We start from the raw sequence: 1,058 nt of genomic DNA, 5'->3' as shown, positions 1-1,058 counted from the left end.
TAAGCAGTCACGCAAAATTAATCGTATAGTTTTTTCCGACTCGTTTTAGGACGTATTCAATGCGTTGGAGCAAGGTTTGGTCGGATTGGTAGTCTTCCGGTCGTACCCAGTAGTGCTTGCAGCGGTGCCAGAGCAGTTCGATGTGGTTGAGTTCGGGGCTGTAGGGCGGTAAAAACAAGAGGGTCAATCCTTTGGCGGCCCATTCGGCGTGGCAGTCGCGGACGAGGTGGGCCGTGTGAACCGAAGCGTTATCGCGCACCAAGACGGTGGGGCCGTCCAGGGCTTGGCAAAAGTCATTGACGGCCAGCACAAACAGGTCGGCCGTCAGGGCGCCGGCCCGCACGTAGGCCTGCAGGGGGTGGCCGGGGGCATGGGCCTGCCAGAAGCCCAGCACGGAGTGCCCGCCGCTGCCGCGCACGGCCGGCAGTTCGACCGGGGGCTGCCCCCGGCGCTGCCAGGCATAGGGCACGGGGGCCTGGCGCGAGAAGCGGCATTCGTCGACGTACACCACGGCCACTTCGTGGCGGGCCTCGGCCTGGTGCAGTTCCCGCAACCGCGCCTGGCAGGCGGCAAAGGCGGTCGGGTCGCGCTGGGCCCGCAAGGAACGCCGGCAGCGCTTCCACGTGTAGCCGGCCGCCCGCGCCATTCGGCGCAAGGTGCTGATGTGCAGTTTAAGGCCGAAGGCGCGGCGCAGGCGGGGAATCCAGCGTCGCAGCTGCTGGGTGGCCTGGCCGAGCCAGGCGGTCACTTTTTTTTGGCCGCCGGGGGCAGCTTGGGGGGCCGGCCGGCGCGTTTGCCTTCCAGCAAACCGGCCAGGCCCTGGTCACGCCAGGCCGTGAGCCAGCCGTGGACGGTGGCGTAACGGACGGCAAAAAAGGCGGCCAACTGATTTAGGGTCTGGCCCCGGTGGTGGCCCAGCACGGCTTGGGCACGTCGGCGCTGGCGGGGATGACGAGCGTGGTGGCTACACGCGTCAAGGGTCGTGGCTTCGTCGGGGCTTAGGGCAAGGGGGGCACGCATGGGGCGAAACTACGGCCCCTAAACTTATGCGTTTACTT

At 66.4% G+C, this 1,058-nt stretch carries 2 protein-coding genes; both read right to left on the bottom strand.

Annotated features, from left to right (window positions below; genetic code table 11):
* Window positions 1-7 precede the first annotated feature (7 nt).
* Window positions 8-748, bottom strand: a complete 741-nt coding sequence (locus tag BEN47_RS01160) for an IS630 family transposase (RefSeq protein ID WP_070724373.1) — start codon at window positions 746-748, stop codon at window positions 8-10.
* The gene (locus BEN47_RS19995; RefSeq protein WP_083321984.1) at window positions 745-1,020 is read right to left on the bottom strand and encodes a helix-turn-helix domain-containing protein; all 276 of its coding nucleotides are present in this window, start codon (window positions 1,018-1,020) and stop codon (window positions 745-747) included. Before BEN47_RS19995 ends, BEN47_RS01160 begins: the two co-directional genes overlap by 4 nt.
* Window positions 1,021-1,058: the final 38 nt, after the last annotated feature.

This window comes from Hymenobacter lapidarius (assembly GCF_001816145.1).
GTDB lineage: Bacteria > Bacteroidota > Bacteroidia > Cytophagales > Hymenobacteraceae > Hymenobacter > Hymenobacter lapidarius.
Note: the sequence above shows the minus strand (reverse complement) of the source record. Positions and strands in the feature narration are given on the sequence as shown.

Bases quoted from the DNA above. Each gene is read 5' to 3' on its own strand.
- BEN47_RS19995 (WP_083321984.1), bottom strand. From the start codon at position 1,020: ATGCGTGCCCCCCTTGCCCTAAGCCCCGACGAAGCCACGACCCTTGAC.